The organism is Paraburkholderia mimosarum LMG 23256 = NBRC 106338, assembly GCF_000739815.1.
GTDB lineage: Bacteria > Pseudomonadota > Gammaproteobacteria > Burkholderiales > Burkholderiaceae > Paraburkholderia > Paraburkholderia mimosarum.
The window spans coordinates 217,244-243,693 of record NZ_BBJJ01000006.1 but is presented as its reverse complement, the minus strand read 5'-3'; the positions used below and the strand labels follow the sequence as shown (position 1 = coordinate 243,693).

Below are 26,450 nucleotides of genomic sequence, written 5' to 3'. Positions count from 1 at the left end.
GCAAGTGTAGGCGATCAAATTAATTTGGGGGACTTTTTTCAGATATTGGTGCGAGTACCAATATGCGTAATGCAACAACGGTCTGGAACCCTGATCTTTCGACCGAAAGCCTTGTGTAATACGGCATCCCGCTTTGGATGCAATGCCTGGAAAGGCCCGCGATACGACTCCCGCGAGCTGTTTTTGAGATTTTTGACGGGAGTTGTTGGTTGTTCGCGCACCCGTTGCGGGAATCCACCAGGGGCGTAATGCGGCAATATGAAGAGTCCTCGCCTTCGCGATAACGTTTGCCATTCGTGGCGTCATGCCGCACGCGCGATCGCGCGAGGACCGGTTCAAGTAAGCATTCGATTAATTTCGGATCCCGACGCATCGCAATTTGGCCGCATCGAGCGCCTGGCTCTTGAATCGCCAGCGAGTTTGCCGAGCGTCGCCTGGCTCCTGGCGGTCGATGCGCGCCGTCAAACCCGCGCGCGCTCTGCAGAGGTTCATGGCCCTATGGCAAACTGGCTCCCCGATTTCGCGATGCCATCGCCCGCGCAAACACAGCCAAACACACGCCGCGCCGCGCGATGGCCACCGCATGACTCATCAACGCAATAAGACGGAGAGCAACATGAGCCTTTCGACTCGATGGATCGACATTCCCGCCGGCAAGGACAGCTTCGGCGCGTACCTCGCGCTGCCCAAGGGCGGCAAGGGCCCGGGCATCGTCATCATCCAGGAGATCTTCGGCGTGAACGGACACATTCGCGACGTGGTCGAGCAATACGCGCTCGACGGCTACGTCGCGATCGCCCCCGATGTGTTCTGGCGCACGGCCCCGCGCATCGAACTCGGCTACGTGGGCGCGGACCGCGACCGCGGCATCGAGCTGCTGCAGAAGACGAACGTCGACCTCGCGGTCGAGGACATCGGCGCGACCGCAGCCGCGCTGCGCGCGCTGCCCGAGTGCACGGGCAAGGTCGCTGCGATCGGCTACTGCTTCGGCGGACGTCTCGCCTACCTCGCGGCCGCCAGCGGCTCGCTGGATGCGGCGGTGTCCTACTACGGCGGCGGCATCCAGAACCAGCTCGACGTCGCCGACAAGGTCACCAAGCCGATCCTCTTCCACTACGCCGAACTCGATCACGGCATTCCGCTCTCGGCGGTCGGCCAGGTGAAGGAGCGCTTCGCGGGCCGCCCGAACGCCGAGTTCCATCTGTATCCGAACGCCGATCACGGCTTCAACTGCCCGGTGCGCGCGTCGTACAACCAGCACGCCTCCGCGCTCGCGCACGGCCGCACGCTGAGCTTCCTCGCCGAGCATCTGTAATACCGGCGCCGCCGGGCGGCGGGCGGCGTTGCGCAGCCTTGCGCACCGGGCGCCGCCTGGTCTGCCGCGCGCCGATCGTGGCGCGCGCAAGCATCTGCGCCTGCGTTGCCCGTCCAATGGCACAACGCCCGCGCGCCCGCTTACACTCCTCTCGTACGCTGCCGGATGACCCCCAACCCGACGACGAGGAGTGCGCGCCTTGCAGTCCGACTATCTGGAATACGACGCCATCGGCCTCGCCGATCTGGTGCGCCGCGGCGAGGTGAGCGCGCGCGAATTGCTCGACACCGCCATCGCGCGCGCCGAGGCCACCAATCCCGCGATCAACGCCATCATCCTCAAGGACTATGAGGCGGCGCGACAGCGCGCGCGGCGCATCGAGGCGGGCGGCAACGGCGTCGACTCGCTCCATGACGGTCCGCTCGCGGGCGTCCCGTTTCTCGTGAAGGATCTTGGCGCGGCCGTGGCGGGCCTGCGCATGACGCTGGGCAGCCGCCACTACCGCCATTACATTCCCACCGCGGACGCGCCCGTGGTCGCACGCTTTCGCGCCGCGGGCCTGAACATCTTCGGCAAGACGAGCGCGTCCGAACTCGGGCAGATGCCCTACACCGAGCCCGAACTGTTCGGCCCGTGCCGCAACCCGTGGAACCTCGATCACACGCCGGGTGGTTCGAGCGGCGGCGCGGCCGCTTCGGTGGCGGCCGGCATCGTGCCGCTCGCGCACGCGTCCGACGGCGGCGGCTCGATCCGCATTCCCGCGTCGTGCTGCGGGCTCTTCGGGTTCAAGCCGTCGCGCGCGTTCCAGCCCGCCACGGATGTGCCGCCGCCGCCCGGCGCGCTCGGCGTCGATCTCGCGGTTTCGCGCAGCGTGCGCGACAGCGCGCTCATGCTCGACCTGATTGCCGGCGATCCCGCCTTGCCGCCGGGCGCGCCGGGCACCTTCCTCGCCGCCGCCCGCGCGCCGCTCGAGGGCTCTAAGCCGCTTGCCATCGCGCTGCTGCGCGAGCCCATGTTCGCGGACACGCTCTCGCCCGAAGTGAGCGGCGCGCTCGACGACGCGGCCGCGCTGCTGACCTCGCTCGGCCATCGCGTGGAGCCGTACGCGCTGACCGTGGATTACGCGGCGGCGCGCGAGGCCTTCCTCATGCTGTGGTCCGTGGTGGCCGAGCAATACGTGCTGAACGCCGACGAGATCACGGGCACGAAGCCGCGCCGCCAGGAGTTCGAGATCGCGACGTGGGCCATGGCGCACGTCGGCCGCAAGCTCGGCGAACGCGAGCTGCCTGCGGCGCTCGACGTGCAGCAGCGCATCACGGCGCAACTGGCCGACCTGATGACGCGCTACGACGTGCTGCTGTGCCCGACGCTCGCCGCGCCACCGGTGAAGATCGGCGAGCTGAAGCCGAGCTCCGGCGAGCGCATGCAGATGCGCGCGGTCACGGCCGTGCCGGTGGAAGTGCTGATGCGAAAGCTGCTGACCGAAGCCTCGAACAAGGCGTTCGCGTGGGCGGGCTGTACCGAGCTCTTCAATCTGACGGGACAGCCGTCGATGTCGGTGCCGCTCGCGTGGAACGCTCGCGGGCTGCCGATCGGCGTGCAGTTCGCCGCGCGCGAGGGCAACGATGCGCTGCTGTTGCGCCTCGCCGCGCAACTGGAGGCGGCGCGCCCGTGGTTCGGCCGGCGTCCGCCGCTCCTGCAGGCGCGGCGCTAGCGCGCCCCGATGACTTTGCAGGTGAAGCGCGCGGCGCCCGGGTGCGCGAGGCCTGCGCGCCATAACCGGGCACCCGGTCTCCCGCGCCGCTTTCCGCTTGCCTTACGCCTTCTTGTTATAGGCACTGCACCAGCCCTTGCCCGCGACCTGCTTGCCGCCGAACATCGGGCACGGCGCGAACGCGTCGGTGGCTTTGCCCTGGTAGAACGAGCAATTGCTGCAGTCCTGGCCGGCGGCGTATTTCGCGAACTTCGCCTTGTCGACCTGCGTCGCGTCGAGCTTGTAGCCGAGCGCCTGGGCGGTGGGATCGGATTCGGCAACCTTGGGCGCATCGGCGAAGGCCTGGCGCGAAAGCGCGAGCGTCGAGGCAACGCCAATGCTCGTGATCAGAAAGCTGCGACGGGACGATTGCATATGACTCACTCCAGTATTGTGTTGTGGCGATTCGTTCGCTGGGGTAACGCGCGGCTTTTGCCGCGCGAATGCCTGACGCCGCTCCGTTGGCGGCGTGGCGAAGAAGCTTAACAACGAAGCAAGACGGCGAGACGCTGCAATGCCGGAGATAAGTGAGCCGCAACATGCGGCTCACTCACGGAAGGGGAATGGCAAGAAGGGAATTCAGTCGATCGCGGCCATTTCGCACACGCGCTGCGCGATCGCGAGCGAAGCCGTGAGCCCCGGCGACTCGATGCCGAACAGGTTCACGAGGCCGCGCACGCCGTGCGAGGCCGCGCCCTGGATCATGAAGTCGGCGGCGCTCTCGCCCGGGCCCGAGAGCTTCGGGCGAATGCCCGCGTAGGCCGGCTGCAGTGCGCCGTCGGGCAGCGCGGGCCAGTAGCTGCGGATCTGCGCGTAGAACGATTCGGCGCGCCGCGGATCGACGTCGTAGTCGATCGCGTCGATCCATTCGACGTCGGGGCCGAAGCGCGCCTGCCCGCCCAGATCGAGCGTGAGATGAACGCCGAGGCCCGCGTCGTTCGGCATCGGATAGATGAGACGCGTGAACGGCACGCGGCCCGACACGCTGAAGTAATTGCCGCGCGCGAGATAGAGCGGCGGCACGTGGCGCGCGTCGAGCCCCCGGATGCGCTTCGCTAGCTTCGTCGCGTAAAGGCCCGCGCTATTGATGACGCAGGCCGCGCGGATGTCGGTCGGCGCATCCCCGGCCGTCCTCACGGTGAAGCCGCTGCCGAGCGCGTCGATCGATTCGACCGGCGACTTGAGCGCGATCACGGCGCCGTCGCGCTCGGCGTCGCCCTGCAGCGCGAGCATGAGCTGATGGCTGTCGACGATGCCCGTTTGCGGCGAGTACACGGCCGCGACGCATTCGAGCGCCGGCTCGAGCGCGAGCGCCTCGCTCCCGCTGATGCGCGTGAGGTCGAACACGCCGTTTTCCTTGCCGCGCGCGAGTATCGCCTCGAGCTGCGGAATCTGGTTCGCCGCGGTGGCGACGAGCAGCTTGCCGCAGCGCGCGTGGGGCACGTTACGCGTCGCGCAGTAGTCGTACAGCATCTCGCGTCCGCGCACGCACAGCGTGGCCTTGAGCGAGCCGCGCGGATAGTAGAGCCCGGCGTGAATGACTTCGCTATTGCGCGAACTGGTGCTGGTGCCGATGGCTTCGGCGGCTTCGAGCACGATCACTTCGCGCCCGCGCGCGGCAAGCGCACGCGCCACGGCGAGGCCGACCACGCCCGCGCCGATCACAACACATTCGATCTGGTCCATGTCCCTGCGTCCCGCCTTCGCGACGCCAGCAGGCAAGCCGGCCGCGCCACGATCCTCTCTGCCATGGGTATCGCGGTGCGCATCGCGCACCGCTGCTTGAGGAAAATTGTACGCCGCCCACCGAGGCGGCTACGACTTGCACTCGCGGCGAAGGAGCGGAAGGGAACAGAGGAAGGCACTCAGCGTGTCCGCGCGTCAGCCGCGAACGTCACGGCGACGCCGAAAGACGCCGCTACTGCGTGCGCCGGGCGCGGAAGAAGCCCGCCGTGATCTGCTCGCGCGGCACGGTGTAGCCGCCCATCGCATATTGCTGCGGATAAGCCGGCGAATTGGGGTCGAGACTGAGTTCGCCGTCGGCACGGGCGCGCGCGAGTTCGGCCTTCACTTCGGCGCGCGTCCTGGGACCGTTGTTCGAGGCTGCTACGACGACCGGATCTGACTGAACGGTCGGCGCCGCATCGCCAGTCGCGAATGCCGGCGCGGCTGCGAGGGCGGTGGCGGTGGCGGCGCTGACCAGCAGCGCAGCGAACGGGAGGGACTTCTTCATGGCGGTGCTCCTTCCGGCAACTGCGGATCACGGTGCGATGGGCTGCCGGGGATGCAGGCCAGGCGGTGCGCAATCCGGGGAGAGGTTTGGGATACGCGAGAGCCAGTGTAAACATCGACTATCGAAAAGCCACGCCGATAAGCAACAAGTCTCCGTTGCACTGAAGACAACAATTTCGTGCGGAATACCGCGCGCGGTTCGGGGTTGTTGCGCTCAAATACTCAATCTGCCGGCGCGCTGCGGTTGAAGGGGATCGGCCGCGTCCCCATCTCAAATGAACCGCAGCAGTCCGGCCTTTGCGAACCGGGTATAGGATCGATGGTCAGAACGTACCCGCCCTGTTGCGTTGCCGACGTGATCGCCTCGCTGGGCGCCGTGCACGGAGTCGCCAATATGACGTTGTGGAAACATTGCCTTACGCTCACGTTCTGCGCCGCACTGGCGGGAACGAGCGCGTGCGCGGTGGGGCAAGGCACGGCGCAACAGCCCGAGGTGCCGGCCTATGTGCCGGCCCCGGGGCCCGCCGTCGCGCCAGCGGGCGAGCCCACGACGCCACCGCCACCGCCGCCGTCAGCGCCGACCGCGCCTGCGACGACGACTGCGCCGCCGCCCCCACCCGCCGCGCCTGCGACGGCGCCGGTCAACGAGGCCGCGGTGCAGTGGACGCTGGAGGTGTTGCGCGACGGCCAGCAGATCGACTCGTTCGACGGCACCACGACGGTCGGCCAGGCGCGCACCGATACGCACCACAAGGTTGTCGCGCACAACGTGGGGTGCAAGGATCAGCCCGCGGGCAGCATCGACCTGTCACGCACGATCACGGTTTCGCCGCTGCAGGTGCGGGCGAACCTCATCGTCCTGTCGATCGACGCCCAGGAAACGCTCGAAGGCGACACCGCGCCGAGCACGCCCGAAGGCTGCAAACTGCCGCCGCAGCCGCGCCAGGTGAGTGCGAACCATCCGGGCCTCATCGTGCCGGACGGTCAATGGGTGAACTGGCAAATCGTCGACCGGAACCCCTCGCTCGTGTACCGGGTGCGCGCGACGCTCGCGCCTCACGCCGCGCAGTGACGGATGCGCGACCCGGCGCGACCCAACCCGTTAAAAAAGCATGCGAAATCCCGAACAACCGCTGATCGACAGCTCGCCGCGAAACGACTTCGTCGCCGTGAGCTGGAATCTCCACAAGGGCCGCTCGCCGCTCGGCTTCGAGGCCTGGGAGGCCATGCGGCGCTGGGTCCAGTCCACCCACGCCGATGCCTGGTTTCTCCAGGAGGCAATGGCCCGCCGCCTGCCGCAGCCGGTGCTCGCCTCGGCCTTCGGCGCGCAGCTGGACGACCCGGTCGAAGACATCTGGCACTGCCAGGCCACCGAAATCGCCACTGCGCTCGAGTTGCAGATCGCGCTCGGCCCCAATGTGTTCAAGCCGTCGTGGCGGCATGGCAATGCGATCCTCTCGCCGCATCCGCTCGACCTCGGCGGGCGCTGGGACATCTCCGCGCACCGCTTCGAGCGGCGCGGCTTGCTGGTCGCGCGCGCGAACGTGGCCGGGCAATCGGTCACGCTGCTGTGCGCGCACCTCGCGCTCACGCGCAGCGCGCGCCTGCGGCAGATGCACTGGATCGCGCACTGGATCGTGAAGGAAGCGCCGCAGGGGCCGCTCGTGCTGGCGGGCGACTTCAACGACTGGCGCAACGATTCGGTGCCGCTGTTCGCCGAGCACGGCTTGCAGGAAGTCGCCACGCTGCTCGGCGAGCCCGCGCGCACGTTCCCGGCTTTTTCCCCGGCCCTCGCGCTCGACAAGATGTTCGTGCGCGGCCTGAAGCCCGTCGAATTGATCCAGCCCGCGCAGGAAACGGCGTGGCTTTCCGATCATCTGCCGTATATGGCGCGCTTGCGGCTCGAATGACGCGCCGGGCCACCAGGCGCCGCCGATCCGGCGCCTGCCCCGCGGCACGCTCTTGAATGCCGCCCGCGGCACGCGCGAGCACGCTACTATGGCGCGTTGCGCACCGCGCCTTTCGTCGGGTCTCCCCGGATGCATTACCTCGCCACGCTGCTGCAGATCGTTGTCGTCTATCTGTTTGCGCTCATCAGCCCCGGCCCCAACTTCTTCATGGTCACCCAGCTCTCGCTCGCCGGGCGGCGCGGGCTGGGCGTGGCTTCGGCGGCGGGCGTGGGCGTGGGCTCCACGCTCTGGGCCGCGCTAGCCATGCTCGGCTTCGCGGCGGTGCTGCAGCACATCGGCTGGCTCTACAACGGCGTGCGCGTGGCGGGCGCGCTCTACCTCGTCTGGTTCGGACTCAAGCTGCTGCGTTCGGGCGTGCGCCGCGAGCTGGCCGCGGCGGCGCAAGCGGTGGCCGCGCCGCCGCCGCCCGCCGACCGGCGCGCGTGGCTGCGCACGTGGCGCGCGGGGCTCTTCACCTGCCTGACTAACCCGAAGTCGTGCGTGTTCTGGACCAGCGTGTTCGCGGCGGTGTTTCCGGCCCATCCGCCGCTCTGGTTCTATGGCGTCGCGCTTGCCACGGTCGCGACGATGTCGTTCGGCTGGCATTGCAGCCTTGCCTTCCTGTTCGCCGACGATCGCACCCAGCGCGGTTATCGCCGCCTGCGCCGCCCCATCGACGCGTTTTGCGGCGCCGCGCTGATCGGGCTCGGCGTGAAGCTTGCTGCGGACCGCTAGGAAGCGCTCACGTGCCGCATTGCCGCAGCACCGCTGCAGCGTCGAAAACGGCGTGATCGCGCGTCTATCCGCACCTGAAATGCGCGCCGAAACTGCCCCGCCAGCAGGGTCAATGCTGCGGGCCGTCAGGCCTTCCGGTATCATTTAGCGCAAAATTCGCACGCGCGCGTCTTACGCGCGTATGAAGCTGCGTCGCAGGCGGCTCGAGACCCCGCTCCCGCGGGTTCTTGCAAGCTCCGGTCCACAAGGCCGGACGATTCCCCGCCGCCGCCATCGCAACTCGCCAGCTGTCCTGCGCCCGAGCCAATCATGCTCGTGGGGCGCGCCAGCAAGCCACCGCACCGGGTCACCTCTTGCCGCGAAGCGTGGCCGTATGCCGTCCGGGCGCGGCTCATGCGCGGACCGTGTCTGATCCATGCGGGGTCCGTACATCGGCCTGAGCAGGTCCTTGTGGCCCGAGCGCGGTAAAATGGCGGATTGCGCCTCGTTCGCAGCGGGGCGGACTGGAAAACCGGGCTCGCCTGCCTGATGTCCAGGGCAGACCAGGGCATTGGGCAGCCGGGTCCCGAGCATATCGTCAAGCTACGCTGTACTGGACAGCAGGCCGGCAGGACCGCCCGAATCCGGCGGCCCTTGTTTCGCAATTCAGGAACCATGAGCAAATTCACCGAAGAAACCGTTCTGAGCGTCCATCACTGGACCGACACGCTTTTCAGCTTCACCTGCACGCGCGACCAGGCCCTGCGGTTCGACAACGGCCAGTTCACGATGGTCGGCCTCGAAGTGGACGGCAAACCGCTGATGCGCGCGTACTCGCTCGCGAGCGCGAACTATGAAGAGCATCTCGAGTTTCTGAGCATCAAGGTGCCGGACGGCCCGCTCACGTCGCGCCTGCAGCACCTGAAGATCGGCGACAAGGTGCTGATCGGCAAGAAGCCCGTCGGCACGCTGGTGGCCGACAACCTCCTGCCCGGCAAGGTCCTCTGGCTGCTCTCCACCGGCACGGGCCTCGCACCGTTCATGTCGATCATCAAAGACCCGGACATCTACGACCGCTTCGACAAGATCGTGCTCACGCACACCTGCCGTTTCGTCGACGAACTCGCGTACAAGGATTTCATCACCGAAGAGCTGCGCGAGCACGAATACCTCGGCGAGATCGTGCGCGAGAAGCTCGTGTATTACCCGACCGTCACGCGCGAAGTGTTCGACAATCGCGGCCGCATCACCGAGCTGATCGATACTCAGAAGCTGTTCGAAGACCTCGACCTGCCGCCGTTCTCGCCGGAGCGCGATCGCATCATGCTCTGCGGCAGCACGCACATGCTGCGCGACACGGTAGAACTGCTCGAAAAGGCCGGCCTCAAGGAAGGCAGCAACAACGAACCGGGGCACTACGTAGTGGAAAAAGCGTTCGTCGGTTGAACGCCGCGCCCGAGTCGTTCGTCACTCGCAGAACCGGAGCCTTGCGCTCCGGTTTTTTTTCGCCTGCACGCTGAAAATTGGCCCGCTATTTTGTCGTTGACGCGGTTACGTTTGTCACAAAGTCACGATACTTTGTTGTCAGTGTTTTTCCTACATGACAAACGCGCGGGACTTCATGCTACACCTGAGGTTTTAGCGCTAACCCTTGTCAGATATGAGGGTTTTTTGATTTTTGCGATAATATCGCAGTGCAGCATCGGATACATTGGATCGGCTGAGGGCCAGAGCCGGTTGTTACGGAAAGTAAATTTCGTTACGCTGCGCCGTGCTGTTTGCCGTCACACCAAGAACGTCGGACGAAAGCCCGACAGCCAGGACCGGTTCAGGAACGGGGGAATGATGGATACGCCGAGATATGCCGCATTGAACGCGTGCACGCCAGGCAGCGATGCGCCTCGCGCCGCCTGTGCGGCCGACGGCCTCGCCCTCCTCGCCTGGTCCGCCGCCGCAGATGAAGCGGCCACGGCGGCCTCGCTAGAAGGTCTCTCGCGGGTTCAGCGGCAAATTGCCGCACCCGCGCGCCACGCGAGGCGCTCATCGGGCGGCGACACCGCCGCCCGCTCCATCCACGCCGACGAAGCGGCGCGCCAACGCCTGGCGCGCGATCTCCACGACAGCGTTGGCGCGGAACTCGCCGCCACGCACTTTGCGCTGGCCAACGTCCACAGCTGGCTGCCCGCCAACGCCCCGCCGCAGTGCGCCGAGGCACTCGCGCTGGTCGCCCGCTCACTCGAAGCCGCCACAGGCGCGATGCGCCACGTGCTCGACGGTTTGCACGCGCCGCAACTCGATTCGGGGCTCGCGCCCGCGCTGGCCGGCTGGGTGCCCGGCTTCGGCGCGCGCACCGGGCTGGCCGCCCGGCTGGCGGTCGCCACCGACGACGCGCGCCTCGCGCGCCTGCCCGCGCAAGCCGCGCTCGCCGTGTTCCGCGTGGCGCAGGAGGCGCTCTCGAATGTGGCACGTCATGCGCACGCCACGCGCGCCGAGGTGCGGCTCGAAAGCACGGCGCGCCACCTCACGCTCACCGTGGTCGACGACGGCATCGGCCTCACGCGCCGCGGCGCGGCGCACGGCATTGGCGACGGCGAGGGCACGCGTGCCAGGAGAACGGACCGCTCCAGCCAATCGAGCCATTACGGCCTCGCCGGCATGCGCGAGCGCTGCGCCGCCTTCGGCGGCTCGCTGCGCGCCGTCACGGGCGGCATCGCGCCCGCCGGGCGCGACGAAGCCTCGCAACGCGAAGCGGCCCCGCGCGGCACGACAGTGCGCGCCCGCTTCGCCTGGGACGCGCTGCTCGGCACATCGCTCGGCGCCTCGCCCCTCCTCCCGAAAGAAGGCGCTCGCTCATGACCCATCGCATCCTGCTCGTCGACGACCATGCCGTCGTGCGCCAGGGCGTCCGCCAGTTGCTGCTGGACCGCGGCATCGCCAGCGAAGTGATCGAGGCGCAGACCGGCGCCGAGGCGCTCGCCGCGATCCAGAAGCACGTGTGCGACGTGGTCCTGCTCGACATCTCGTTGCCGGACATGAACGGCGTCGAGGTGCTCAAGCGCGCGAAGAAGAAGGCGCCGCGCGTGCCGGTGCTGATGTTCTCGATGTATCGCGAGGATCAATACGCGGTGCGGGCGCTGAAGGCGGGCGCGGCGGGCTATCTCTCGAAGACGGTGGACGCCGCGCAGATGATTGCGGCGATCCAGCAGGTCGCCGCGGGCCGCAAGTATGTGAGCCCGGCCATGGCCGAGGCGCTCGCGGACTACGTGCTCGTGGACGGCGAGCAGCTCCCGCACGAGAAGCTCTCCGACCGCGAATACCAGACGCTGTGCATGCTCGCCTCGGGCCAGCGCCTCACCGACATCGCGCACGCGCTCTCGCTCTCGGTGAAGACGGTGAGCGTCTACCGCACGCGGCTGCTCGAAAAAATGAAGCTCAGCAACAACGCCGAGCTGACCTTTTACGTCATGAGCAACCGGCTCGTCGACCTCTCCCCCACCGTGAACGCCTGAACGGCTCTGCCCGCGCCACCGAGGCAGCCTTCTCGCCATAAGCGACTGATCCGGAAATGGATTGCGCCGTTTGCACCGGTCGCCGCAATGATTGCGCGCAGGCGTGCGGGTTTGCGGCGGAATCGTCCACGCAATCCTCGCGTTTTCGACCCGGCTCGACCGGGCTCGCGCGCGACATCCGCTAAAATTTAGGGTTTCCCCCAGACATCGGCACGCGAGGCCGGCGAAGCCAGCGGCGAAGGCAAGTCAAGGTCGAAAGACCGCGCCGGCTCCGCGCTCTCGCGCGTATTACGTGGAGTTCCCAGCCAAATGTCCCTCTTTCGCAAGAAGAACGTCGAGCACATGCTGAAGGCGAGCGCTCAGGGCGCCGGTCTGAAAAAAGCGCTCGGCGCGCTCGACCTCACCTTTCTCGGCATCGGCGCGATCATCGGCACCGGCATTTTCGTGCTGACCGGCACCGGCGCCGTGCAGGCCGGGCCGGCGCTCATGATCTCCTTCCTGATCGCTGCCGTGGCCTGCTGCTTCGCCGCGCTCGCCTACGCCGAATTCGCCTCGACGATTCCCGTCGCCGGCTCGATCTACACGTACTCGTACGCCACGCTCGGCGAACTGGCCGCGTGGGTCATCGGCTGGGACCTGATGCTCGAGTACGGGCTCGCCACTTCCGCGGTCTCGGTGGGCTGGTCGGGCTATCTGCAGTCGCTGCTCGCGGGGTTCGGCCTCACGCTGCCCGCCGCGCTCAGCGCCGCACCCGGCGCCGTGCCCGGCGTGCATACGCTCTTCAACCTGCCCGCCTTCCTCGTGATGATGGCGATCACCGCGCTGCTCTCCGTGGGCGTGCGCGAATCCACGCGCATCAACAACATCATGGTCGCGATCAAGGTGACCGTGGTGCTGCTCGTGATCGCCGTGGGCGTGTTCCACGTCACGCCCGCGAACTGGCATCCGTTCATGCCCAACGGCTGGAATGGCGTGTTCGGCGCGGCGGCCGTGATGTTCTTCGCGTTCATCGGCTTCGACTCGGTGTCTTCCGCCGCCGAAGAAGTGAAGAATCCGAAGCGCGATCTGCCCGTCGGCATCATCGCGTCGCTCGCGGTGTGCGCCGTGCTCTACGTCGCCGTGGCGGCGGTCGTGACCGGCATCGTGCCCTCGCAGCGCTTCGCCCATGTCGGTCACCCGGTCTCGTTCGCGCTCCAGGTGGCGGGCGAAAACTGGGTGGCGGGCTTCATCGATCTGGGCGCCGTGCTCGGCATGCTCACCGTGATCCTCGTGATGAGCTACGGCCAGACCCGCATCATCTACGCGATGTCGCGCGACGGCCTGCTGCCCGCGAAGCTCTCGAAGGTGCATCCGCGCTTCGCCACGCCGTTCTTCACGACCTGGCTCGTGGGTATCTTCTTCGGATTGGTCGGCGCACTCGTGCCGCTCAACGTGCTCGCCGAACTCATCAACATCGGCACGCTCGCCGCGTTCTCGATGGTGTCGATCGCCGTGCTCGTCCTGCGCAGGACGCACCCGCACCTGCCGCGCGCGTTCCGCTGCCCGGGCGTGCCCGTGGTGCCGGTTCTCGCGGTGGGCTCGTGCCTCTTCCTGATGATCAATCTGCAGCCGCTCACCTGGGTCGCCTTCCTCGTCTGGACCGCGGTCGGCCTCTTCGTCTACTTCGGCTATTCACGCCGGCATTCGCGCCTCGCGCACGCGCCCCACGAGCACGTGCATCACGAACAGTAAGCGCGCGGCGCGCGTCTATTACGAAGCCTCGCTGCACTGCAACGCAACGGCCCGCCCGATATTCGGAGCGGGCCGTTTTTCATGCTGTGCCGCATCGCTTGCGGCAAGTACAACCCCCCGCAGCGTAAACCGGCAAATTGTGCTTTACTGTCCAGGCTTCACTGAACAGCAAGGCACCAGCCGGACCCAGATTCCGCTCCACCCGCTCCGCCCGAACCGCCTCGTCATTGTTTGCGTGGCGGTATGCGTTGCGCGCGCAGCCAGCGCGATGCGTTTAACGGGCAAGTATTTCGGCGGGCGGTTGTGGTGGTCGATTCAGTGTCATAAGCGGGCCCAGGCAGGTCTCTCTATCCCATCACAAAGTATGGGACCGGAGTCAAGCACAGCGCCGCCCCAGGCGACGCGCTTCGGCGCGGGACCGGAGCAGGCACGAAAGCGCGAACTCCGGTCGACATTGGAGACAGTCAATGGCGATCAGTATCCGCCTCCTGGTCAACGGCTCGCCCGTGACCGCAGAGGTCGAACCTCACACGCTCCTCGTCCAGTTCCTGCGCGAACAGCTGCGTCTCACCGGCACCCATGTCGGCTGCGATACGGCGCAGTGCGGGGCCTGCACCGTCCATCTCAATGGTCGCGCAATCAAGTCATGCAACCAGCTCGCGGTGCAGTGCGACGGCATGGAAGTGACGACGATAGAAGGCCTCGCGAAGAACGGCACACTGCATCCCATGCAGGCCGCGTTCCGCGAATGCCATGGCCTGCAATGCGGGTTCTGCACGCCCGGCATGGTGATGTGCGCGACCGCGCTCGCCGCACAGAAGCCCGACCTCACTGAAGCCGACGTGCGCGAAGGCCTCGACGGCAACTTCTGCCGCTGCACGGGCTATCACAACATCGTGAAGGCGGTGGTCGCGGGCGCGCAGGAAATGCGCGCCCGCACGACCGCCGCCGCGTGATTCGGGAGGCCGCCATGAATGCACCCGAACCCAATCGCATGATCGGCGCGCCCGTGAAGCGCAAGGAAGACTTCCGCTTCCTCACCGGCGCCGGCCAATATACCGATGATGTCGTCCTGCCCGCGCAAACGTACGCCGTATTCGTGCGCTCGCCTCACGCTCACGCGCGCATCAGGAGCATCGACACGAACGCCGCCAGGGCAACGCCCGGCGTCGTGGCCGTGTTCACCGGCGCAGACCTCGCGACCGAGAACGTGGGCGGCCTGCCGTGCGGCTGGCTGATACACAGCATCGACGGCACACCCATGCACGAGCCGCCGCATCCCGTGATCGCACACGAAAAGGCGCTGCACGTGGGCGACCAGGTCGCGCTCGTGATCGCCGATTCGATCAAGGCCGCGAAGGATGCCGCCGAGCGCGTCGAAGTCGACTACGAGGAACTGCCCGCCATCGTCGACACGGCGCACGCGGCCGACGCGGGCCAGCCGCTCGTGCACGACAGCGTGCCGAACAACACCTGCTATACGTGGGGCCACGGCGACAAGGCCGCGACCGACGCCGCGTTCGCGCGGGCCGAGCACGTGACGACGCTCGACATCGTCAACAACCGCCTCGTGCCGAACGCGATCGAGCCGCGCGCCGTGAACGCGAGCTACTCGGCGCACGACGACAGCTACACCGTGTACGTGTCGAACCAGAACCCGCACGTCGAGCGCCTGCTCATGGCCGCATTCGTGCTCGGGTTGCCGGAAACGAAATTGCGCATCGTCGCGCCGGACGTGGGCGGCGGCTTTGGCTCGAAGATCTTTCTGTACGCCGAAGACGTCGCGCTCACGTGGGCCGCGAAGAAAATCCGCCGCCCAGTGAAGTGGACCGCCGAACGATCGGAGTCCTTCGTTTCCGACGCGCACGGCCGCGACCACGTGACCCGCGCCGAACTCGCGCTCGACAAGGACGGCAAGTTCCTCGCCATGCGCGTGCACACCACGGCGAACATGGGCGCGTATCTTTCGACGTTCGCCTCCAGCGTGCCGACCATCCTCTACGCGACGCTGCTCGCGGGCCAGTACACCACGCCCGCGATTTACGCCGAGGTGAAGGCCGTGTTCACGAACACGGTGCCGGTCGATGCATACCGCGGCGCGGGGCGCCCCGAAGCGACCTACGTGGTCGAGCGTCTCGTGGAAACGGCCGCCCGCGAGATGAACATCGACCCGGCCGAAATCCGCCGCCGCAACTTCATCACGCGCTTTCCGTACGCGACGCCCGTGGGCCTCACCTACGACACCGGCGACTACGAAACGTGCCTCGCGCGCGCGCTCGAACTCGCCGACGTAAAGGGCTTCGCCGCCCGGCGCGATGCCTCGAAGGCGCGGGGAAAACTGCGCGGGCTCGGCCACTCGTGCTACATCGAGGCGTGCGGGCTTGCGCCGTCTAACATCGCGGGCGCGCTCGGCGCGCGTGCGGGCCTGTTCGAAGCCGGCGAGGTCCGCGTGAACCCCACGGGCTCGGTCACCGTCTTCACGGGCTCGCATAGCCATGGCCAGGGGCACGAGACGACCTTCGCGCAGGTCGTGTCCGACCGCCTCGGCGTGCCGATCGAGCAGATCGAGATCGTGCACGGCGACACGGCCCGCATTCCGTTCGGCATGGGCACCTACGGGTCGCGCTCGATCGCCGTGGGGGGCTCCGCACTCATGAAAGCGCTCGACAAGATCGAGGCGAAGGCGAAGAAGATCGCCGCGCACATGCTCGAAGCGGGCGCCGAGGACATCGAGTTCGCCGATGGCGTGTTCCGCGTGGCCGGCACCGACCGCACCAAGACCTTCGCCGAAATCTCGCTCGCCGCGTACGTGCCGCATAACTACCCGCTGGAGACGCTCGAACCGGGCCTCGACGAAAGCGCGTTCTACGACCCGACCAACTTCACCTACCCGTCGGGCGCGTATCTCTGCGAAGTCGAAGTCGATCCCGATACGGGCGAGACGCGCATCGAGCGCTTCACCGCCGTCGATGACTTCGGCAACGTCATCAATCCGATGATCGTCGAAGGCCAGGTGCACGGCGGCCTGGGCCAGGGCATCGGCCAGGCGATGCTGGAGCGCTGCGTGTACGACAACGAGAGCGGCCAGCTGCTCTCGGGCTCGTACATGGACTACGCCATGCCGCATGCGTCGGACGTGCCCTCGTTCACGGTGGAAACCGCGAAAGGCACGCCGTGCACGCATAATCCGCTCGGCGTTAAGGGCTGCGGCGAGGCCGGCGCGATCGGCTCGCCGCCCGCCGTCATCAACGCGATTCTTGATGCGCTCAGCTCCCTGGGCGTCAAGGACCTGCAGATGCCGGCCACGCCGCATCGCGTCTGGCAGGCGATCCAGGCCGCGCAGGCCCCTTCACACTCTTCACAGCCTTGAACGGAGGCGCACCATGTACGCATTCGACTATCAGCGCGCGAGCGACGCGCAAGGCGCCGTGAAGACGCTCGCCGCCGACGCCGACGCGAAGTTCCTCGGCGGCGGCCAGAGCCTGCTCGCGGCGATGAAGCTGCGGCTCGCGCAACCCTCCACGCTCGTCGACGTCACGCGAATCCCCGAGCTCAAAGCGATCTCGGTGGACGGCAAGACGGTGAAGGTGGGCGCGGCCGTGTGCCATGCCGACGTCGCCGAAAACCCGCAAATCCGCAACACACTGCCGGCGCTCGCGGACCTCGCGGGCATGATCGGCGACCGCCAGGTGCGCGCGCTCGGCACGCTGGGCGGCTCGATCGCGAACGACGACCCCGCCGCCGACTATCCCGCAGCGGTGCTCGCCCTGAACGCGACCGTGGTGACGGACCGGCGGCGCATCGCAGCCGACGACTTCTTCCTCGGCATGTACGAAACGGCGCTGGAACCCGACGAGCTGATCGTCGCCGTCGAGTTCCAGGTGCCCGAGCGCGCGGCCTACGAGAAGTTCCGTCATCCGGCCTCGCACTTCGCGCTCGTAGGCGTGTTCGTCGCGAAGTACGGTGGTGAAGCGCGTGTGGCGATCACGGGCGCCGCGCCATCGGTGTTCCGCGCGAGCGCGCTGGAAGACGCGCTGAAGACGAACTTCGCGCCCGAAGCCGCACGCGCGGTGACCATGCCCGCCGACGACCTCAACACCGATCTGCACGCGAGCGCGGAGTACCGCGCGCACCTCATACCGGTGCTCGCGGCGCGGGCGGTGGCGAGCGCCAACGGCTAGGCCTGTCCCGACGGCGAGCGCCCCCGCGTCGCAGAAGACGCGGGCGCGCCCGCCGCCATTGATCCGCGCCCGCACACCGCTCATGCAATCCGCCTCCATCGACGACACGCTCGCGCAACTCGAAGCGCGCGGCTATTTCGCGAGCCGCGAGCTCGCCACGGCGCTATTTCTCGCGCTGCGCATGGAGCGCCCGCTCTTTCTCGAAGGCGAGCCCGGCGTGGGCAAGACCGAGCTGGCCAAGGCCGCCGCGGCCATGCTCGGCACGACGCTCCTGCGCCTGCAATGCTACGAAGGGCTCGACACGGCGAGCGCGCTCTACGAGTGGGACTATCCGCGCCAGATCATGGCGCTGCGGCTTGCCGAAGCCGCCGGCGAAAAGCCGCGCAACGACACGCTCTATCGCGACGAATTCCTGCTCAAGCGGCCCTTGTTGCAGGCGCTGCAACTGGACCCCAACAACCCCGCCGCCCGCCGCGTGCTCCTGATCGATGAAATCGACCGCGCCGACGAGCCGTTCGAAGCATTCCTGCTGGAGCTTCTTTCGGACTTCCAGGTATCGATTCCCGAGTACGGCACCGTGCGCGCGAGTACGCCGCCGCTCGTCGTCATCACCTCGAACCGCACGCGCGAAGTGCACGACGCGCTCAAGCGGCGCTGCCTCTATCAATGGCTCGGCTACCCGGACCGCGCGCGCGAACTCGCCATCGTCGCCGCGCGCGCGCCCGAGACCAGCACCGAATTGCAGCACCGCGCGGTGGCGTTCGTGCATCAATTGCGCACGATGGACCTCTTCAAGGCGCCCGGCATCGCGGAGACGATCGACTGGTGCCGCGCACTTTCCGCGCTCGCCGTGACGGAGCTCGATCCGCAATCGGTGCAGGACACGTTGGGTGTGCTGCTCAAGTACCAGGACGACCTGGCGCAGCTCGACGCGCAGCGCATCGCGCAAACGCTCGCGCTCGCGGAGTGAGCACGATGGCTTCCGGCGAAACCCAGGCGACACCGGCCACCGCAACGCCCACGCTCGCACCGAAGTTCGCGCGCAACGTCGTGCACTTCGTGCGCGTACTGCGCGGCGCGGGCCTGCCGATGTCGCCGTCACGCGCCGTCGACGCGATAGAGGCGCTGCGCCACATCGACCTCGGCCGCCGTGACGACGTGCACGCGGCGCTCGCGGCCCTGCTCACGAGCGCGCCCGACGAGCGCGAGATCTTCGACGCCGCGTTCGACCTCTTCTGGCGCGATCCCGATTTCGAAGGCAAGCTGCGCGCGCTCCTGCTGCCGAAGGTGCAGGGCGGCGTGCCGCCGCCGCGCCGCAACAACCGGCTCGCCGATGCACTCGCGGCGCGTGCGGCCACGCGCCCCGGTGCGAGGCCGCCGCCCTCGCACGAAGAACATGAGTTGCGCGCCCATGCCACCTTCAGTGCCGAAGAGCGTCTGCGCCATCGCGACTTCGACACGCTTTCCGCCGACGAATGGCGCACGCTGCGCCACCTCATCCGCGCGCGCCGCCTGCCGCTCGCCACCGAGCGCACGCGCCGCCTGAAGGCCGCCTCGCATGGCACGCACGCCGACCTGCGCGCGAGCGCGCGCCACGCGGTGCGCGCGGGCGGTGACTGGACCGTGTGGAAATATCGCGCGCCGGTGGAGCGCAAACTGCCGCTCGTGCTGCTGCTCGACATCTCCGGCTCGATGAGCAGCTATTCGCGCGCGGTGCTCTACTTTTGCCACGCGCTGCTGCAATCGCGGGAACGCCTGCAGGTGTTCCTGTTCGGCACCCGCCTCACGCACGCCACGCGCGCGCTGCGCGAACGCGATCCCGACATCGCGCTCGCGCAGCTCGCGACCCACGTTGCGGACTGGTCGGGCGGCACGCGCATCGGCGCGGCGCTCGCGGAATTCAATCGCCGCTGGGCGCGCCGCATGCTCGGCGGCCGCGCGACCGTGCTGATCGTCACCGATGGACTCGATCACGACGACTGCGGCCTGCTCGGCGAGGAGATGGGGCGCCTGCACCGGTTCGCGCATCGGGTGGTGTGGCTCAATCCGCTGCTGCGTTACCGCGATTTCGCACCCAGGGCGCGCGGCGTGCAGGCGATGCTGCCCCACGTCGATGCGCATTACCCCGTCCACAACCTCGACAGCCTGGAGGCGTTCGCGCGCAGCCTGTGCGAAGCCGCGCCGATGGCGCATGCGAGCCCTGCAACTCGACCGGCACGCGCATTGCACGCGTTGCAGGTGCGCCCGGAACAAGGAGAAACACGATGGAGCTGACCGAAAGCCACACGCTGCCCGTGCCGCAACAGCGCGCCTGGGAGGCGCTCAACGACACGGTGATCCTCAAGGCGTGCATACCGGGCTGCGAGAGCCTCGAAGCCGATGGCGAGAACACCTACGCCGTCGCGCTGGTCGCCGCCGTGGGTCCGGTGAAGGCACGCTTCAAGGGCCGCATGGAGCTCTCCGATGTCGACGCTCCGAACAGCTACAGGATCGTGTTCGAGGGCCAGGGCGGCGCGGCCGGCTTCGGCAAGGGCGACGCACATGTGAAGCTCGAGCCCGCCAGCGACGAGACGACCACACTCATCTACACTGCGAACGCCCAGGTGGGCGGCAAGCTCGCACAGATCGGCTCACGCCTCGTGGACGCCGCGGCGCGCAAGATCGCCGGCGAGTTCTTCAAGCGCTTTGGCGCGCAGCTGAGTCCCGGGGGCGCCGAGGAACAGCAGGATGCTGGGGAAGCGGCCGCGCAAGCCGGGGAGACGGCCGAAGGCCAGCCGGAAAGCGAAGGCACCGAGGAAACACCAAAGAGGAAACGATCATGGACAGCGTGGATCTCGAAGTCCTGAAATCCAGCGTACGCTGGCTCGATGCGGGGCACCGCGCGTTGCTGGTGACCGTCGTGAAGACATGGGGCTCGTCGCCGCGCCCCCAGGGCGCGATGCTCGTGGTGCGCGACGACGGCCTGGTCGTCGGCTCCGTTTCGGGCGGCTGCATCGAGGACGATCTCATCGACCGCGTGCGCCGCGAAGGCGTGACGATCGCGAGGCCCGAAGCGGTGAAATACGGCATCACGGCCGAAGAAGCGCATCGTTTCGGACTCCCATGCGGCGGCACCATCCAGCTCGTGCTCGAACCGTTGAGCGAGGCGTCGAACCTTCGCGCGCTGCTCGAAACCGTCGAGCGCGGCGAACTCGTTGCGCGCACACTCGATATGGCGACGGGCCAGGCCACGCTCGGCCCCGCGAGCGCGACCGACGGCGTGGATTTCGACGGCGCGCGCCTGCTCACCATCCACGGCCCCCGCTACCGCATGCTGGTGATCGGCGCGGGGCAGCTTTCGCGGTATCTCTGCCAGATCGCGGCGGGCCTCGACTACCAGGTGACGGTGTGCGACCCGCGCGAGGAATACACCGACACGTGGGATGTGCCCGGCACGACGCTCGTGCGCACCATGCCAGACGACACCGTGCTCGACATGAAGCTCGACGAGCGCTGCGCCGTTATCGCGCTCACGCACGACCCGAAGCTCGACGACCTCGCACTGATGGAGGCGCTCAAGACGCGCGCGTTCTACGTGGGCGCGCTGGGCTCGCGGCGCAACAACGCGGCGCGGCGCGAGCGGCTCAAGGAGTTCGACCTGAGCGAAGCGGAGCTTGCGCGGCTGCACGGACCGGTGGGCATCTACATTGGCAGTCGCACGCCGCCCGAGATCGCCGTGTCGATACTCGCGGAGGTGACGGCGGCGAAGAACGGTGTCTCGCTGCCCACGATCCTTCAGGTCGAAGGGGCGAAGGCGGCACGCGAGCAGGCAGCGGGCGCGGGATCGACGTGCGACGCGTGAAGCGAGCCTCGGGTGCTTCTCGCATCGAAGGCCGCGTTCCTCGCATTGTTACGAACCCCAAATGAACTGCGGGCCGCGACTCGGCGTCGGCGGCCCGCAGCACGGGATGCTTCCAGGCGGGCGGCTAACGCCGCCGCGCTCCGGCTTCAGCGCGAGGCATCAGCCGAACAGTTTCATGGCCTGCGTGAGCGTATTGGTCACGCCCCACGCGAGCGGCACCAGCACGTAGAGCCAGAAGATCGCCATCAGCGGCTTGTTCGACGCTTTTTCGGCAGCCTGGGTGGTCATGGTGTATTCCTCCTTATTTGCCGGCAGCGAGTTGCGTCTCGCTCATGTGGTGCTTCGCATCCACGCGGCGCACGAGCAGATTGCAGATGAAGCCGATCACGAGCAGCGAGGCCATGATCTGCACGGTCATCGTGTACGCATCGGCCTTCGCCACGCCGTGCGCGACCTGGTACGCGCGCACGTAGTTCACGAGCACCGGACCCGCCACGCCCGCCGCGGCCCATGCCGTCAGCAACCGGCCGTGAATCCCGCCGACGAACGCCGTGCCGAACATGTCCGCGAGATATGCGGGCACGGTCGAGAAGCCGCCGCCGTACATCGAGAGGATCAGGCAGTAGGCGAGCACGAAGAGCACGATGTTGCCGCTCTGCGCGAACTGCGGCACCGCGTAATACAGCACCGCGCCGAGCACGAAGAAAATGAAGTACGTGTTCTTGCGGCCCACCCAGTCCGACGCCGAGGCCCATACGAAGCGCCCGCCCATGTTGAAAAGCGAAAGCAGACCGACGAAGCCCGCGGCCGCTGCCGCGCTCACGGTGTCCTTGAAGCTCTCCTGGATCATGACCGAAGCCTGGCCGAGAATGCCGATGCCGGCCGTCACGTTGAGGAACAGCACGAGCCAGATCAGGTAGAACTGCGGCGTCTTGAGCGCCTGGTCGATGTGCACGTGCTGGCTCGAGACGAGCTTTTTCGCCACGACGGGCGGCGTCCAGCCCGCCGGCTTCCAGTTGGGCGCGGGCACGCGGATGGCGATCGCGCCGATCGTCATCGAAATGAAGTATGCGATGCCGAGCACCACGAAGGTCTGCGCGACGCCCACGCTCGTTTCGCTCGCGAAATGCTTCATCAGCATGACCGAGAGGGGCGCTGCGATCATCGCGCCGCCGCCGAAGCCCATGATGGCGAGGCCCGTGGCCATGCCGCGACGGTCGGGGAACCAGCGGATCAGCGTGGAAACCGGCGACACATAGCCAAGCCCGAGGCCGATGCCGCCAATCACGCCATAGCCGAGATAGAGCAGCACGATCTGGTGCAGATACACGCCGAGCGCGGAAACGAGGAAACCGCCGCCAAAGCAGCACGCGGCGGTAAACATCGTGCGGCGCGGGCCGACGCGTTCGAGCCACTTGCCGGCAAACGCGGCCGAGAGGCCGAGAAACACGATGGCGATCGAGAAGATCCAGCCCAGCGTGGTGAGCGACCAGTCGTCGGCGGCGGACTGCGTAATGCCGATCACCTTGGTGAGCGGCGCATTGAATACGGAAAATGCGTAGGCCTGGCCGATGCACAGGTGCACGGCGAGCGCTGCGGGCGGCACCATCCAGCGCGAAAAGCCCGGCGGGGCGACCGTCGCCTCCTTGGAAAAGAATGGTGCGGACTGCGCACCGCGCGTCGAATCTGCAACGCTGCTCATGGGGTCTCCTGAGTCGGCCGGAGGTTGAGAGCGAGAAAACGTTCGCTCCGGTCCCATCCAAAATGGCTGTTGGTAGGCGTGGTTTCTGTGTTCTTTTGTGCGCTAACGCACGAAACACTTGATTGCCGCTTGACGGCTGCACGAACCTTAGTCCCCTGGCGCTGCCTTGGCAATATGAGACGAACATGCATATGCGGCGGGGAGGCGCGCGCGCAGGCGATCGGCGCCGATCGTTGCGCGCGCAGCGAATTCGACGGCGGCGCGTGTGACGCCACGGAGAACGACGCAAGCGGCCGGGCTGGCATTTTCGTTGCGTGATCCAATATCTAGAATCAATGCTCGATACACGGCTCAACGCCGGCGCTTTGCGCGCCAGCCGCTTGACAAGGCCCGCACATGACTTTTAAGTGACGGAACTAGCGCTGATCCGTGATCCGACACCCGCCGAGCCTCCCATGCGCCTCGCTCTCGTTCTTTGCCTAGCCGTGCTCGGCTCCGTCACGGAAACATTCGCCGCTGAACTGCGCGCGGGAGTGCCGCAGCTCACGACGGGCGCGCCCAACCCGGCGGGCAGCGCCACGCAGGCGCCCTACACCAACGAATCGGAAACGCAGACCTTCACGGTCAACGCGGACGGCTCGTACACGAAGCTCGACTCGCTCACGCTGCGCGTGAACACGGAGGCCGGCATCGCGCGCGTGGGCCAGTACTACGTGTGGTTCAACCGCGAAATGGCCCACGTGGACGTGCTCGAAGCATGGACCGAAGACCCCCGTGGCGGCCGTCACGACGTGCGTCAAGAGCAGATCCGCGACGTCCAGGAAGTCCGCTCGTTCGACGCTCCCATGTTCCAGGACGTGCAGGACAAAGTGATCGTGTTTCCCGCCGTCGAGCCGGGCGCGCGCGTGCATCTCACATGGCGCAAGATCCAGCGCGTGCCCCTGGTGCCCGGCTGGTTCAGCGATTTCACGCCACCCGACCTCGCGCCCACGCACAACTTCCGGGTGATCTACGACCTGCCCGCGAACGTGCCGCTCTATGCCGACACGCGCGGCTTCACCGTCCTGCCGCCCGCCACGCTCAACGGCCGCACACGCTACGAGTACCGCTACGACAAGTCGAACTTCGAGCGCCTCGAGCATGGCTCGGTCGCTTACGTGAGCTACGGCGACCGGTTGATGGTGTCCACCTTCCCCGACTACGCGGCGCTCGCGAAGGTCTACCGCGAAGCCGCCGACGACCCGGGCGCGCACGACGCGGCCATCGTGCGCCTCGCACAGACACTGACCGCGCACGACGACACCCCGCGCGCGAAGGCGCAAACGCTCTACGACTGGGTACGTCGCAACATCCGCTACGTGGCGATCAACATCGGCCGCGGCGAGGTCGTGCCGCATCGCGCAACCGACGTGCTCGCGAACCGCTACGGCGACTGCAAGGACCACGTCGCGCTCTACGGTGCGCTGCTCGGCGCGGTCGGCATCCGCAGCACGCCCGCGCTCGTGAATAGCGGCACGGTCTACACGCTGCCCGCCGTGCCCGGCTTCGGCGTGATCAACCACGTCATCACGTGGCTGCCCGATTTGCAGATGTTCGCCGATTCCACGGCGAGCAACGTCGAATTCGGCTATCTGCCGTCCACGGACATGGACCGCACCGCCGTCCTCGCCGGCGACGGCACGCAGGTCCGCACGCCCGCCACGGCCACGACGACGCGCGAGAGCGATCTCGACATCACGGTCGCGCCCGACGGCTCGGCGCGCTTCATCTACCGATTGCAGGCCGACGGCTGGTCCGCCGAGCAGACGCGCAGCGCGCTGCGGCTGCAAACGCCCGCGCAGCGCGAGGAATCGCTGCAATGGGAGCTGCGCAATGCCAACTTGCGCGGCAGCGCCATGCTCGCCTCCAGTCCGCTCGACGCCACGGCCGGCCCGCTCGTGCTCACGCTCACGGGCACCTTCGAAGGTTTCGTCGATCCGGAGATGACCACGCCCGTGCCCACGCTCACGAGTTTCGTGGGCGGCCTCGATGCGAATCTGCATTACTGGCTGGGCGAATCGCGCCGCACGCAGCCGTTCGTATGCCGCAACGTCGTGGTGACCGAACGCGCGCGCATCGTGCTGCCGACGGGCATGCGCGTGCTCGACGTGCCGATGCCGCTGCACGCCGAGAACCGTTTCGTCGATTTCCGTTCGCAGTACACGCTGGATACGGCCGCAAACGTGCTGCGCGTCACGCGCATGGGGCGCACGCATTTCGAAAGAGACGTTTGCAATGCCGAAGATTTCACGCAGATGCGCCCGGCGTTCGAGACCATGGCGCGTGACCTGCGCGCACAACTGATCGTCAAGCCCTCGGCGCTGGGCGCAACGCGAGAGAGCGCGACGAACGCGCAGTGAGCCTGCGCGCGGCGTTCATACGGGCCAGAGCGGCCCTTCCTGCATTGCGCCGATCTGCTCGCGCAGTTCGAGAATGCGTTCTTCCCAGTAGCGCTGCGTGTTGAACCACGGAAAGGCCGCCGGAAACGCGGGATCGTGCCAGCGGCGCGCGAGCCAGGCCGAGTAGTGAATGAGGCGCAGCGTGCGCAGCGCTTCGACCAGATGCAGTTCGCGCGGCTCGAAATCGCAGAAGTCCTCATAACCGGCGAGCAGATCCGCGAGCGCGCGCGAGGCGCCAGCGCGATCGCCGGGCAGCAGCAGCCACAAATCCTGGATAGCGGGACCCATGCGGCTGTCGTCGAAGTCCACGAAATGCGGGCCGGCATCGGTCCAGAGCACGTTGCTCGGATGACAGTCGCCGTGCAGGCGCAGCGAGCGAACGTCGCCCGCGCGCTCGAACGCCGCTTCCACGCCTTCGAGCGCGAGCGTCACCGCGGTCTGCCACGCTTCGCGCACGTCCGCCGGCACGAAGCCATGTTCGAGCAGGTAGGTGCGCGGCTCGTAGCCGTAGGTCTCGATGTCGAGCGTCGGCCGCGCGCGATAGGGCTCGGTCGCGCCCACGGCGTGAATGCGCCCGATGAAGCGCCCGAGCCATTCGAGCGTGTCGCTGCGGTCGAGGTCGGGCGCGCGGCCGCCGCGCCGCTCGAAAAGCGAGAAGCGAAAGCCATCGTACTCGTGCAGCGTGCGCCCTTCGAAAACGAGCGCGGGCACCGCGGGAATCTCGCGCGCGGCCAGTTCGGCAACGAATGCGTGCTCTTCGAGAATCGCCTCGTCGCTCCAGCGTTCGGGACGATAGAACTTGGCGACGAGCGGCGGGCCATCTTCCAGGCCCACCTGGTAGACGCGGTTCTCGTAACTGTTGAGCGCGAGCATGCGGCCGTCGGTGCGGCGGTTGGCCGGCATCAGCACGGCGTCGACCGCGTCGAGCACGCACTCGGGTGTCAGGCGCGCGTAGGGCGCGCCCTGCTGGTCGCCGGGGCCGGTGGGCTCGCCCGGTAAAGAGGGATCGTGATTCATACCCGCAATTGTGCCTCTTGCGGGCGGAGCCGGCGAGCGCGGCGCGCACAACCGGCGCAGCGCTGATG

General features: G+C 67.5%; 22 protein-coding genes and 1 pseudogene. 17 read left to right on the top strand and 6 right to left on the bottom strand.

Features of this window, described 5'->3' with window-relative positions; genetic code table 11:
- The first annotated feature begins 616 nt into the window (after positions 1-616).
- Both BMI01S_RS07530 and BMI01S_RS07525 read left to right on the top strand, forming a co-directional pair.
- Positions 617-1,315, top strand: a complete 699-nt coding sequence (locus BMI01S_RS07530) for a dienelactone hydrolase family protein (RefSeq protein WP_028211857.1) — start codon at positions 617-619, stop codon at positions 1,313-1,315.
- Positions 1,316-1,514: 199 nt separating this feature from the next.
- Positions 1,515-3,029 (top strand): amidase, encoded by a 1,515-nt coding sequence (locus BMI01S_RS07525; RefSeq protein WP_028211858.1) that lies wholly within the window; start codon positions 1,515-1,517, stop codon positions 3,027-3,029.
- 102 nt (positions 3,030-3,131) lie between these two features.
- Here BMI01S_RS07525 and BMI01S_RS07520 read toward each other — a convergent pair whose 3' ends face one another.
- The 3 genes from BMI01S_RS07520 to BMI01S_RS07510 all read right to left on the bottom strand — a co-directional run bounded on the left by BMI01S_RS07520 (position 3,132) and on the right by BMI01S_RS07510 (position 5,301).
- On the bottom strand, positions 3,132-3,443 hold the full coding sequence (locus BMI01S_RS07520) for a high-potential iron-sulfur protein (RefSeq protein WP_028211859.1): 312 nt from the start codon (positions 3,441-3,443) through the stop codon (positions 3,132-3,134).
- A 204-nt stretch (positions 3,444-3,647) separates the two neighbouring features.
- On the bottom strand, positions 3,648-4,754 hold the full coding sequence (locus BMI01S_RS07515) for an NAD(P)/FAD-dependent oxidoreductase (RefSeq protein WP_028211860.1): 1,107 nt from the start codon (positions 4,752-4,754) through the stop codon (positions 3,648-3,650).
- A 232-nt stretch (positions 4,755-4,986) separates the two neighbouring features.
- The gene (locus BMI01S_RS07510) at positions 4,987-5,301 is read right to left on the bottom strand and encodes a DUF4148 domain-containing protein (RefSeq protein ID WP_042288754.1); all 315 of its coding nucleotides are present in this window, start codon (positions 5,299-5,301) and stop codon (positions 4,987-4,989) included.
- A gap of 645 nt (positions 5,302-5,946) precedes the next feature.
- On the opposite strand from BMI01S_RS07510, the pseudogene BMI01S_RS07505 reads away from it, so the two are divergent.
- From BMI01S_RS07505 to BMI01S_RS07435, 14 genes and pseudogenes are all read left to right on the top strand, one after another.
- Positions 5,947-6,372 (top strand): annotated as a pseudogene (locus BMI01S_RS07505) (hypothetical protein); the annotation flags it as partial.
- A gap of 40 nt (positions 6,373-6,412) precedes the next feature.
- Positions 6,413-7,210 carry an endonuclease/exonuclease/phosphatase family protein gene (locus BMI01S_RS07500; protein WP_028211861.1) on the top strand — a complete coding sequence of 266 codons (798 nt, stop codon included), beginning with the start codon at positions 6,413-6,415 and terminating at the stop codon, positions 7,208-7,210.
- A gap of 129 nt (positions 7,211-7,339) precedes the next feature.
- Positions 7,340-7,984: a LysE family translocator gene (locus BMI01S_RS07495; RefSeq protein WP_028211862.1), complete on the top strand. Its 645-nt coding sequence runs from the start codon at positions 7,340-7,342 to the stop codon at positions 7,982-7,984.
- 654 nt (positions 7,985-8,638) lie between these two features.
- On the top strand, positions 8,639-9,409 hold the full coding sequence (locus tag BMI01S_RS07485; protein ID WP_028211863.1) for a ferredoxin--NADP reductase: 771 nt from the start codon (positions 8,639-8,641) through the stop codon (positions 9,407-9,409).
- A 396-nt stretch (positions 9,410-9,805) separates the two neighbouring features.
- On the top strand, positions 9,806-10,819 hold the full coding sequence (locus BMI01S_RS07480; protein WP_238327804.1) for a sensor histidine kinase: 1,014 nt from the start codon (positions 9,806-9,808) through the stop codon (positions 10,817-10,819).
- Positions 10,816-11,472 carry a response regulator transcription factor RqpR gene (gene rqpR / locus BMI01S_RS07475; protein ID WP_028211864.1) on the top strand — a complete coding sequence of 219 codons (657 nt, stop codon included), beginning with the start codon at positions 10,816-10,818 and terminating at the stop codon, positions 11,470-11,472. The genes BMI01S_RS07480 and rqpR overlap by 4 nt, the downstream gene beginning before the upstream one ends.
- A gap of 309 nt (positions 11,473-11,781) precedes the next feature.
- Complete coding sequence (locus tag BMI01S_RS07470; protein WP_028211865.1) at positions 11,782-13,203, top strand: amino acid permease; 1,422 nt, start codon at positions 11,782-11,784, stop codon at positions 13,201-13,203.
- 467 nt (positions 13,204-13,670) lie between these two features.
- The gene (locus tag BMI01S_RS07465) at positions 13,671-14,159 is read left to right on the top strand and encodes a (2Fe-2S)-binding protein (RefSeq protein WP_028211866.1); all 489 of its coding nucleotides are present in this window, start codon (positions 13,671-13,673) and stop codon (positions 14,157-14,159) included.
- A 14-nt stretch (positions 14,160-14,173) separates the two neighbouring features.
- Entirely contained in the window at positions 14,174-16,573 is a 2,400-nt protein-coding gene (locus BMI01S_RS07460; RefSeq protein ID WP_028211867.1) for a xanthine dehydrogenase family protein molybdopterin-binding subunit, read from the top strand.
- A 13-nt stretch (positions 16,574-16,586) separates the two neighbouring features.
- Positions 16,587-17,384, top strand: a complete 798-nt coding sequence (locus BMI01S_RS07455; RefSeq protein ID WP_028211868.1) for an FAD binding domain-containing protein — start codon at positions 16,587-16,589, stop codon at positions 17,382-17,384.
- An 82-nt stretch (positions 17,385-17,466) separates the two neighbouring features.
- Positions 17,467-18,354, top strand: a complete 888-nt coding sequence (locus tag BMI01S_RS07450) for an AAA family ATPase (protein ID WP_028211869.1) — start codon at positions 17,467-17,469, stop codon at positions 18,352-18,354.
- 5 nt (positions 18,355-18,359) lie between these two features.
- Complete coding sequence (locus tag BMI01S_RS07445; protein WP_081715988.1) at positions 18,360-19,658, top strand: vWA domain-containing protein; 1,299 nt, start codon at positions 18,360-18,362, stop codon at positions 19,656-19,658.
- On the top strand, positions 19,649-20,230 hold the full coding sequence (locus BMI01S_RS07440) for a CoxG family protein (RefSeq protein ID WP_028211870.1): 582 nt from the start codon (positions 19,649-19,651) through the stop codon (positions 20,228-20,230). The genes BMI01S_RS07445 and BMI01S_RS07440 overlap by 10 nt, the downstream gene beginning before the upstream one ends.
- A complete protein-coding gene (locus BMI01S_RS07435; protein ID WP_028211871.1) occupies positions 20,203-21,225 on the top strand; it encodes an XdhC family protein in 1,023 nt (340 codons plus the stop codon). Before BMI01S_RS07440 ends, BMI01S_RS07435 begins: the two co-directional genes overlap by 28 nt.
- 159 nt (positions 21,226-21,384) lie before the next feature.
- On the opposite strand, the gene BMI01S_RS07430 is transcribed toward BMI01S_RS07435, so the two are convergent.
- Positions 21,385-21,513 (bottom strand): MFS transporter small subunit, encoded by a 129-nt coding sequence (locus tag BMI01S_RS07430; protein ID WP_028211872.1) that lies wholly within the window; start codon positions 21,511-21,513, stop codon positions 21,385-21,387.
- Positions 21,514-21,526: 13 nt separating this feature from the next.
- Positions 21,527-22,927 carry an L-lactate MFS transporter gene (locus BMI01S_RS07425; RefSeq protein WP_028211873.1) on the bottom strand — a complete coding sequence of 467 codons (1,401 nt, stop codon included), beginning with the start codon at positions 22,925-22,927 and terminating at the stop codon, positions 21,527-21,529.
- Positions 22,928-23,382: 455 nt separating this feature from the next.
- Here BMI01S_RS07425 and BMI01S_RS07420 point away from each other — a divergent pair, with 455 nt between their 5' ends.
- Positions 23,383-25,326 (top strand): DUF3857 domain-containing transglutaminase family protein, encoded by a 1,944-nt coding sequence (locus tag BMI01S_RS07420; RefSeq protein WP_028230481.1) that lies wholly within the window; start codon positions 23,383-23,385, stop codon positions 25,324-25,326.
- Positions 25,327-25,341: 15 nt separating this feature from the next.
- Here BMI01S_RS07420 and BMI01S_RS07415 read toward each other — a convergent pair whose 3' ends face one another.
- Positions 25,342-26,382 (bottom strand): serine/threonine protein kinase, encoded by a 1,041-nt coding sequence (locus tag BMI01S_RS07415; protein WP_028211875.1) that lies wholly within the window; start codon positions 26,380-26,382, stop codon positions 25,342-25,344.
- Positions 26,383-26,450: the final 68 nt, after the last annotated feature.

Coding starts and splice junctions, on each gene's coding strand:
- BMI01S_RS07530 (WP_028211857.1), top strand. CDS start 617: ATGAGCCTTTCGACTCGATGGATCGACATTCCCGCCGGCAAGGACAGC.
- BMI01S_RS07520 (WP_028211859.1), bottom strand. CDS start 3,443: ATGCAATCGTCCCGTCGCAGCTTTCTGATCACGAGCATTGGCGTTGCC.
- BMI01S_RS07515 (WP_028211860.1), bottom strand. CDS start 4,754: ATGGACCAGATCGAATGTGTTGTGATCGGCGCGGGCGTGGTCGGCCTC.
- BMI01S_RS07510 (WP_042288754.1), bottom strand. CDS start 5,301: ATGAAGAAGTCCCTCCCGTTCGCTGCGCTGCTGGTCAGCGCCGCCACC.
- BMI01S_RS07500 (WP_028211861.1), top strand. CDS start 6,413: ATGCGAAATCCCGAACAACCGCTGATCGACAGCTCGCCGCGAAACGAC.
- BMI01S_RS07495 (WP_028211862.1), top strand. CDS start 7,340: ATGCATTACCTCGCCACGCTGCTGCAGATCGTTGTCGTCTATCTGTTT.
- BMI01S_RS07485 (WP_028211863.1), top strand. CDS start 8,639: ATGAGCAAATTCACCGAAGAAACCGTTCTGAGCGTCCATCACTGGACC.
- BMI01S_RS07480 (WP_238327804.1), top strand. CDS start 9,806: ATGATGGATACGCCGAGATATGCCGCATTGAACGCGTGCACGCCAGGC.
- rqpR (WP_028211864.1), top strand. CDS start 10,816: ATGACCCATCGCATCCTGCTCGTCGACGACCATGCCGTCGTGCGCCAG.
- BMI01S_RS07470 (WP_028211865.1), top strand. CDS start 11,782: ATGTCCCTCTTTCGCAAGAAGAACGTCGAGCACATGCTGAAGGCGAGC.
- BMI01S_RS07465 (WP_028211866.1), top strand. CDS start 13,671: ATGGCGATCAGTATCCGCCTCCTGGTCAACGGCTCGCCCGTGACCGCA.
- BMI01S_RS07460 (WP_028211867.1), top strand. CDS start 14,174: ATGAATGCACCCGAACCCAATCGCATGATCGGCGCGCCCGTGAAGCGC.
- BMI01S_RS07455 (WP_028211868.1), top strand. CDS start 16,587: ATGTACGCATTCGACTATCAGCGCGCGAGCGACGCGCAAGGCGCCGTG.
- BMI01S_RS07450 (WP_028211869.1), top strand. CDS start 17,467: ATGCAATCCGCCTCCATCGACGACACGCTCGCGCAACTCGAAGCGCGC.
- BMI01S_RS07445 (WP_081715988.1), top strand. CDS start 18,360: ATGGCTTCCGGCGAAACCCAGGCGACACCGGCCACCGCAACGCCCACG.
- BMI01S_RS07440 (WP_028211870.1), top strand. CDS start 19,649: ATGGAGCTGACCGAAAGCCACACGCTGCCCGTGCCGCAACAGCGCGCC.
- BMI01S_RS07435 (WP_028211871.1), top strand. CDS start 20,203: ATGGACAGCGTGGATCTCGAAGTCCTGAAATCCAGCGTACGCTGGCTC.
- BMI01S_RS07430 (WP_028211872.1), bottom strand. CDS start 21,513: ATGACCACCCAGGCTGCCGAAAAAGCGTCGAACAAGCCGCTGATGGCG.
- BMI01S_RS07425 (WP_028211873.1), bottom strand. CDS start 22,927: ATGAGCAGCGTTGCAGATTCGACGCGCGGTGCGCAGTCCGCACCATTC.
- BMI01S_RS07420 (WP_028230481.1), top strand. CDS start 23,383: ATGCGCCTCGCTCTCGTTCTTTGCCTAGCCGTGCTCGGCTCCGTCACG.
- BMI01S_RS07415 (WP_028211875.1), bottom strand. CDS start 26,382: ATGAATCACGATCCCTCTTTACCGGGCGAGCCCACCGGCCCCGGCGAC.